This is a genomic window from Yersinia sp. LJYL362, assembly GCF_048323875.1.
In genome coordinates this window covers 1-8,006 of record NZ_JBLWEX010000001.1, presented here as the reverse complement: position 1 = coordinate 8,006, position 8,006 = coordinate 1, and the positions used below count along the sequence as shown (strand labels likewise).

Sequence of the window (8,006 nt, the reverse complement as noted above, 5' to 3'; positions counted from 1 at the left end):
TTTTCATTTTCTACTCCAACAGCGAAACGTTTCGCTGATACTGAGTTTAGAAAAATGGCAGCAGAAGGCAAACCCAATTTGATGAAATTGTGATCGCCATCGAAACGTTTCGCTGAACAAATGAAAAGGGGGAGTGATGAATGTGAAAAAGGCCGTTAATCATAACGGCCTTCTACATTAAATCTCTACCTGCGTCCCTAGCTCAATCACCCTATTCGGTGGGATCTCAAACTGATCGGCGGCGCGTAGCGCATTACGGCTGAGAGCAATAAACAGCTTGCCGCGCAAGAACAAATACCATGGCCGCTTGGTCAGGATGAGTGACTCGTGGGACATAAAGAATGAAGTCTCCATCATCTGGCAAGGTAACCCCTCCAAACCGCAGCGATGGAAAATCTCTTCCACATTCGGGGTTTCGCGCCAACCGTAGCTCGCGACCACTCGCCAGAATGTCGGTGAGAGCTGCTCGATAGTCACTCGATTAACATTATGGACATAAGGCGCGTCTTCAGTTCGCAGTGTCAGTAGAACAACCCTATCATGTAACACTTTGTTATGTTTCAGGTTATGCAATAATGCAAACGGGATAACATTCATCGCCCGAGACATATACACCGCCGTGCCAGGCACGCGTACCGGAGGTGATTTTTCCAAAGAGGCAATCATCGCTTCCAGCGAGTTACCGTGTTCGTGCATACGGCGCAGCAAGCTGAAACGCTCACTCTTCCAAGTGGTCATGATGATAAACATCACCAGGCCCAATGACAGAGGTAACCAACCGCCGGAGAACAATTTCAATGCATTAGCGGAGAACATCGGCACATCAATAACCAATAATACCACCAGCAAGAAGTAGACAAAGAAGCGATTCCAGTGCCAGTTTTTCAGCGCCACGGTGCAGAAAAGAACACTGGTAATGACCATCGTGCCCGTCACCGCGATGCCGTAAGCGGCAGCCAAATTACTGGAACGTTCGAAGCCGACAATCACCAATACCACCGCCAGATACAGTGTCCAGTTAATCACCGGGATATATATCTGGCCTGATTCCATTTCTGAGGTATGAATAATACGCATTGGCGGCAAATAGCCTAAACGAACGGCTTGCCGAGTCAGGGAAAATACACCCGAGATGACAGCCTGTGAGGCAATGACTGTTGCCAACGTTGCCAGTATTAATAGTGGAATCAATGCCCAGTCAGGGGCGAGTAAGAAGAACGGGTTTTTGATAGCTTCTGGGTTTTTCAATAATAGCGCGCCCTGGCCAAAATAATTCAGCACCAATGACGGTAAAACCACGGTAAACCACGCCAATCGAATAGGAAATTTACCAAAGTGCCCCATATCTGCATATAAGGCCTCCACCCCGGTAATTGCCAACACCACCGCACCAAGGGCAAAGAAAGAAACAGATTTGTATTCAGTAAAGAAGCTGATTGCCCATTTAGGATTCAGTGCAGCCAGCACTTCTGGATTGGCAATAATGCTGCGTAACCCCAGCAGTGCCAGGGTCAGGAACCACACCAGCATCACCGGAGCAAATAATTTACCCACGCTGCCAGTCCCGTGTTTTTGAATCACAAACAGCAGGGTTAAAACGGCAATCGAACAGGGGACAATATAAGGATCAAGTTCAGGTGCGGCAATTTCCAGCCCTTCGATGGCCGACATAACAGATATTGCCGGCGTGATGACCACCTCGCCATAAAAGAAGCTGCCGCCAATTAAACCGAGGATCACCAAAATTGAAGTGGCTCTGGAAGACGTATTACGCCCAGCCAAAGACATTAACGTTAAAATCCCCCCTTCACCGGCGTTATCCGCGCGCATGACATAGGTCAGATATTTAACCGAGACAATCAGAATTAACATCCAGAAAATCAGTGATAAAAAACCAAACACCACATCAGGACGGACATCAAAACCATAATGACCAGAAAAGCACTCTCGCAAGGTATAGAGTGGGCTGGTACCAATATCACCGTAAACGACCCCTATTGCTGCCAGGGTTACCGCCGATAAAGACTGTTTATGTTCTGTGCTCATAATTGATTTCTTTTTGCTAGAACATCCATAAGCTAATGCATACGTTTAAGACCGCATCGCCAGTTCTGTATTGTTTATACGCCCACCAAAAGGCGCACAGTATGCACCATTTCAATAGATTGCCTACTCTTAAATCAAGTAACAGAAAGAGCGAAAACAGATCGACTATAAATAACTGATGATATAAAAATATTACTAATCAACGGGCTATCTCATTAAGAAAAAGAGGATTTATTCCCGCTGTTCAGGTAAAAATTAATCAACTAACGGAACATATAGAGCAATTATGGCGCAATCATCCCAATTAGCTGAAAGAATCTCCCGCTTGAGCAGTGCCCTTGAGAGTGGCCTGTATGAAAGACAGGAGGCTATCCGCTTGTGTTTGCTGGCAGCGCTTAGTGGCGAAAGCGTATTCCTGCTTGGCCCACCAGGGATTGCTAAAAGCCTGATTGCCCGCCGCCTAAAATTTGCTTTCCGTAATGCCCGGGCATTTGAATATCTAATGACCCGTTTTTCCACGCCAGAAGAAGTATTTGGCCCACTCTCTATTCAAGCTCTGAAAGAAGAGGGGCGCTATCAGCGCATGACCGGAGGTTATTTACCCGAAGCTGAAATCGTTTTTCTGGATGAAATTTGGAAAGCAGGCCCAGCTATTCTGAATACTTTGCTGACCGCCATTAATGAACGGCGCTTTCGTAATGGTGATCGGGAAGACAGTATCCCGATGCGCTTGTTGGTGACGGCCTCTAACGAATTACCCGATGCAGACAGTAGCCTGGAAGCGCTTTATGACCGAATGCTGATCCGACTATGGCTGGATCGCGTGCAAGAAAAACAGAACTTCCGCTCATTGCTACTCAGCCGTCAGAATGAAAATCATAATCCGGTAGCTGAAAATCTCAGTATCAGCGATGAAGAGTTTTATCAGTGGCAGCCCTTAATAGACAAAATAACCTTACCGGATAGCTGTTTTGAGCTTATTTTTCAGCTACGTCAGCAGCTTAGCGCACAAGAAAAAGCGCCGTATGTCTCTGACCGACGGTGGAAAAAGGCTCTGCGTTTGCTGCAAGCTAGCGCCTTTTTCAGTGGTCGGGATGAAATAACCCCTATTGACTTAATTTTGCTGAAAGATTGCTTATGGCATGACCTGAGTTCGCTTAAGTTGCTACAGCAACAGCTTGAACAGTTGCTAACAGAACAAGGGTATCAGCAACAAAGCCTATTAATGAAACTCCAACATATACATGCTCAATGGTTGAAGCACCAACAGCAGCAAAGTGACCATCAAGCACTGACGGTGACCAAACAAAGCGGTATGTTCAGCCGTAAACCACAATATTCCCTGCCAGACCATCTTACCGACAGCACCCTGACACTGTTCTTGCAAAAACCACTCAACTTACATGACATTCAAGTCAATCATCTGCAAATAGAGAAAGAGGCGCTGGCTCAGTGGTTAAATAAAGGTGGGATTTTACGCGGCAAATTAAATGGGGTCGGGTATGCCCAATCTATTGAGGCAGAAATTGATGAACAACTGCACATAACCGTATTGGATGTCAGCCGCCAGCCATCAATACTGTCGCAACCCGGAGCTTCCACCGCCAGTGTGCCCCCCGAATTGCTGGTGGCGTTGGCGGAATTAGAAAATAGCCTGGCTGAGCAACGGCGGCTATTCAGTCAACATCAACCTTGCTTGTTTACGCCATCCTCTTGGTTGGCAAAAATAGAAGCCAGCTTATTGAATGTGGCTGAGCAAATGAAACAGCTACAACAAAAACTACGCGGTCATTGATCTATGCTCAGCCTGGCAACACTGGATTTGCTGCTATCGATAAGTGAAAGTGAGCTTATTGAAGAGATGGTGGTGGGGTTACTGGTCTCACCGCAATTAGCCATATTCTTTGAAAAATTCCCACGAATTAAACGGGCATTAATGAAGGATATCCCCGGCTGGAAGCAAAACTTACAACAGCGTATACGGGAGGCAAAAGTCCCCGCAGGTCTGGCAAACGAATTTGCTTTATACCAACAGAGTCAATTGGAAGATAGCCCGCTATTTTATGCCCATCTCCCGCAGATTGTGGGGCAACTGCAACAATGGCATTCCCCTTTCGCCACACAAGCCAAAACATTGCTGCACACCGCTGATTTAGAAAAAAATCCTCAAACCGGTGATAGTTTTCAAACTCTCTTTTTACAGCGCTGGCGCGTTAGCCTGACCTTACAAACCATCACTATCCATCATCAGTTACTTGAACAAGAACGCGAACAACTTTTAGCTGAGTTACAACAGCGATTAGCACTTAGTGGTGCTTTGGAACCCATACTGGCGACGAATGATGGTGCGGCAGGGCGGCTTTGGGACATGAGCCAGGGCCATTTGCAGCGCGGGGATTATCAGTTATTGCTGCAATATGGCGATTTTCTCCAACAGCAGCCGGAGTTACAGCAACTCGCGGAACAACTGGGCCGCAGTCGCGCCGCCAAAGCACAACCCACCCCCGATGCTCGCTTTGAACCTTACACGGTCATGGTGCGCCAACCTGATACCGTGCCAGAAGAGGTCAGTGGCATTCATCAGAGCAATGATATTCTACGATTACTGCCGACCGAGCTAGTGATGTTGGGAATGAGTGAATTGGAGTTTGAGTTTTATCGCCGCCTACTGGAGCGGCGTTTACTTACCTACCGCTTACAGGGTGATAACTGGCAGGAAAAAACCTTGCAACGCCCTGTCAGCCTTAAAAGTCATGATGAACAACCTCGCGGCCCTTTTATTGTCTGTGTCGATACATCCGGTTCAATGGGGGGCTTCAATGAACAATGTGCCAAAGCTTTCTGTCTCGCCCTGCTACGTATTGCGCTGGCGGATAATCGCCGTTGTTACATCATGCTGTTCGCGACAGAAATCATTCACTACGAGCTCTCATCAGCCAGTGGTATTGAGCAGGCAATACGTTTTCTCAGCCAGCATTTTCGTGGCGGTACTGATCTGGCGGCCTGTCTGGCCAGCACTCTCAACAAAATGGAAGAGCGAGACTGGTATGATGCGGATGCGGTGATTATTTCAGATTTTATTGCCCAGCGCTTACCCGAAGAATTGATCAGAAAAATTAAAATCCAGCAGCAAGCTCATCAACATAGGTTCCATGCCGTGGCGATGTCCGCCTATGGCAAGCCCGGTATCATGCGGATTTTTGATCATATCTGGCGCTTTGATACTGGCTTAAAAAGCCGTTTAATGCGCCGTTGGAAGCGCTAAGAAACTATTCTAGTTCAGTAACCCTGCCCCGACGTTAATCGACAACCCCAAGATCGTCATATTGAAAATAAAGGACAATACTGACTGCAAAAGCACCACACGGCGGATATCTGACGTGCCGGTCGAGACATCAGCGGTTTGCGAAGCCACACCAATAGTGAATGAAAAATAGAGAAAATCCCAATAGGAAGGTTCAGTAACCTCTTTGGGGAAAATTAACGGGAGAATAGCGTCTGACTCATCGCGGGACTGATAAAACAAATGGGCATAATGCATAGTAAAAGCGGTTGGCAATAATAACCACGAGACCAATAAAGTCATTCCCGTGAGCACTAAATGAAATGCTTTAGCCGAACCAGATAACTGATTCGCCGTGCTTAACTCAAATAGAATAACCAGAATACTCGCCAGACACGCCATGCTAACAATACTCAGCACCATACTGGCACTTTCATCCTGCACTCGGGCTATTAATCTGATTTTCTTCGGATCATTGCGCAATAATTGCAGCCATAAAAACAACAAATAGAGCCAAGCAAATATATTCCAACTCACCATCAGGCGCAGTAATACAGTGAAATGTGATGGCAACAGAAAGTAAGTGATTATTCCAGCACCAACGGATAATAGCAGCCTTGGACGCGCATGTGAGTAATGTTTAAGAGGGTGAAATCGGGCCATAACGTCAACAACCTTTGCATGTAGTGATACATATATTTATATATCACTACAGCATAGATTAATAACCCGCGATGACCGCCACCGCGGACTGGGGAAATATAATCCCCAAAATAATTGGTGTTGCAGGTAGGCAGCAAGCGAACAAATCCCGATGAGCTTACACAAGTAAGTGATTCGGATTAGTGAGTGTGGCTAACACCCCTGCAACTTCAAGTATGAAGGGGAATTACAGCAGGCCTTCTACCTTCTCACTGACTTCTGCCCCCCACACACCACACTGTACCTGACCAATATGCTGTTGTTGCAGCAGTAACATCACTAAACGGGATTGACCAATCCCCCCGCCGATTGTCTGCGGCATTTCGCCTTGCAGCAGTGATTGGTGCCATTCCAGTTTCAAACGATCTTCATCAGATGTCAGAGCCAACTGGCGTTTCAGTGCTTCAGCATCGACGCGAATGCCCATGGATGAAATTTCAAAAGCATCTTCCAGTACCGGGTTCCAGACAATAATGTCACCGTTTAGCCCAGCAAAACCTTCTGCACTCGGAGAGGTCCAGTCATCATAATCCGGGGCACGAACATCATGAGACTTGCCATCAGCCAATTTGCCGCCAATCCCAATCAAGAAGACAGCACCCAGCTCTTTAGCAATGGCGCGTTCGCGACCTTTGGCATCCAGATCAGGGAATTTAGCGCGCAGGCTTTCACTGTGGATAAAATGAATCTGTTCTGGCAAGAAAGGTTTTATATCAAATTCTGCACTGATCGCTGCTTCGGTTTCTTTAATAGCCGCGTAGATTTTGTTAACAGTGGATTTCAGATAAGCCAGGTTGCGCTCGCCATCACCCATGACGCGCTCCCAATCCCACTGATCGACATACACGGAATGAATGGCGCTCAAGCGATCTTCATCAGGACGCAATGCTTTCATATGAGTGTAAATCCCTTGGTCAGCACCAAAATCAAAGCGGCCTAAGGTTTTACGTTTCCATTTAGCTAATGAATGAACAACTTCAAAAGTTGCATCTGGTAAGGTTTTTACTTTTACCTGAACGGCTTTTTCTGAACCAGAAAGGTTATCTTGGGTACCGTCCCCTACACGGCTTAGGATCGGTGCCTGCACTTCGATTAGGCCCAATTGCTGCTCTAATTGGCGGGAAAAGAAGGATTTTACAAAACTGATCTGTTGTTGTTTTTGGATAAATTGTTTTTTCATTGTCGTTTTCTCAATTCGTTGCTGTCGATTATGCAAATTGTCTAGTGTGCCGTTTGGCTTGTCATCGATTAAGCAACAGAATGAGGGTTAAATTCAATATCCAACAAACAATATTGCCTTTTCACTTTTAATCATTCATTTTTATGTCTCTATAATTAGATAATCGATAAAAAAAGGGGGTTAATATGGGTGAAATTTATCAAATCGATAATCTCGATCGCGGCATCCTGAATGCATTAATGGAAAATGCGCGTACACCTTATGCTGAATTAGCCAAAAATTTTGGTGTCAGCCCAGGAACAATTCATGTCCGAGTTGAGAAAATGCGCCAAGCGGGGATTATCACCGCAGCCTGTGTCCACGTTAATCCAAAACAGCTGGGTTATGATGTGTGCTGTTTTATCGGCATCATTTTGAAAAGTGCCAAAGATTACCCTTCGGCCCTGAAAAAACTGGAGAGTTTAGAAGAAGTTGTCGAGGCCTATTACACCACAGGCCATTACAGCATCTTTATTAAGGTTATGTGTAAATCGATAGATGCACTGCAACAGGTACTTATCAACAAGATCCAAACGATTGATGAAATACAGTCGACAGAGACGCTAATCTCCCTGCAAAACCCCATCATGCGTACCATCGTGCCCTGAACCACCAATAACTATACCCATATTATCCACAGGTAGATCCCAGCTGATTCACAGCGTACAATACCGGTTCATTACTTCGGTTGGGTTCTTTATGGCTGACATTACCTTGATCAGTGGCAGTACGCTTGGCAGTGCTGAATACGTTGCT

Annotated in this window: 6 protein-coding genes; 3 read left to right on the top strand and 3 right to left on the bottom strand. The window is 46.1% G+C overall.

Annotation, left to right across the window (positions count from 1 at the left end; genetic code table 11):
- Nucleotides 1–177: 177 nt before the first annotated feature.
- Nucleotides 178–2,046 (bottom strand): low affinity potassium transporter Kup, encoded by a 1,869-nt coding sequence (kup, locus tag ACNSO8_RS00030; RefSeq protein WP_418393445.1) that lies wholly within the window; start codon nt 2,044–2,046, stop codon nt 178–180.
- A 286-nt stretch (nt 2,047–2,332) separates the two neighbouring features.
- Here kup and ravA point away from each other — a divergent pair, with 286 nt between their 5' ends.
- Complete coding sequence (gene ravA, locus ACNSO8_RS00025) at nt 2,333–3,841, top strand: ATPase RavA (protein ID WP_418393444.1); 1,509 nt, start codon at nt 2,333–2,335, stop codon at nt 3,839–3,841.
- A gap of 3 nt (nt 3,842–3,844) precedes the next feature.
- Nucleotides 3,845–5,311, top strand: a complete 1,467-nt coding sequence (gene viaA / locus ACNSO8_RS00020) for an ATPase RavA stimulator ViaA (protein ID WP_418393443.1) — start codon at nt 3,845–3,847, stop codon at nt 5,309–5,311.
- Between the two features lie 9 nt (nt 5,312–5,320).
- Here viaA and ACNSO8_RS00015 read toward each other — a convergent pair whose 3' ends face one another.
- Both ACNSO8_RS00015 and asnA read right to left on the bottom strand, forming a co-directional pair.
- Complete coding sequence (locus ACNSO8_RS00015) at nt 5,321–5,992, bottom strand: DUF1345 domain-containing protein (protein ID WP_418393442.1); 672 nt, start codon at nt 5,990–5,992, stop codon at nt 5,321–5,323.
- Nucleotides 5,993–6,218: 226 nt separating this feature from the next.
- Nucleotides 6,219–7,211: an aspartate--ammonia ligase gene (asnA, locus tag ACNSO8_RS00010; RefSeq protein WP_418393441.1), complete on the bottom strand. Its 993-nt coding sequence runs from the start codon at nt 7,209–7,211 to the stop codon at nt 6,219–6,221.
- Nucleotides 7,212–7,396: 185 nt separating this feature from the next.
- On the opposite strand from asnA, the gene asnC reads away from it, so the two are divergent.
- Nucleotides 7,397–7,858 carry a transcriptional regulator AsnC gene (gene asnC / locus ACNSO8_RS00005; protein ID WP_004393055.1) on the top strand — a complete coding sequence of 154 codons (462 nt, stop codon included), beginning with the start codon at nt 7,397–7,399 and terminating at the stop codon, nt 7,856–7,858.
- Nucleotides 7,859–8,006: the final 148 nt, after the last annotated feature.

Bases quoted from the DNA above. Each gene is read 5' to 3' on its own strand.
- kup (WP_418393445.1), bottom strand. From the start codon at position 2,046: ATGAGCACAGAACATAAACAGTCTTTATCGGCGGTAACCCTGGCAGCA.
- ravA (WP_418393444.1), top strand. From the start codon at position 2,333: ATGGCGCAATCATCCCAATTAGCTGAAAGAATCTCCCGCTTGAGCAGT.
- viaA (WP_418393443.1), top strand. From the start codon at position 3,845: ATGCTCAGCCTGGCAACACTGGATTTGCTGCTATCGATAAGTGAAAGT.
- ACNSO8_RS00015 (WP_418393442.1), bottom strand. From the start codon at position 5,992: ATGGCCCGATTTCACCCTCTTAAACATTACTCACATGCGCGTCCAAGG.
- asnA (WP_418393441.1), bottom strand. From the start codon at position 7,211: ATGAAAAAACAATTTATCCAAAAACAACAACAGATCAGTTTTGTAAAA.
- asnC (WP_004393055.1), top strand. From the start codon at position 7,397: ATGGGTGAAATTTATCAAATCGATAATCTCGATCGCGGCATCCTGAAT.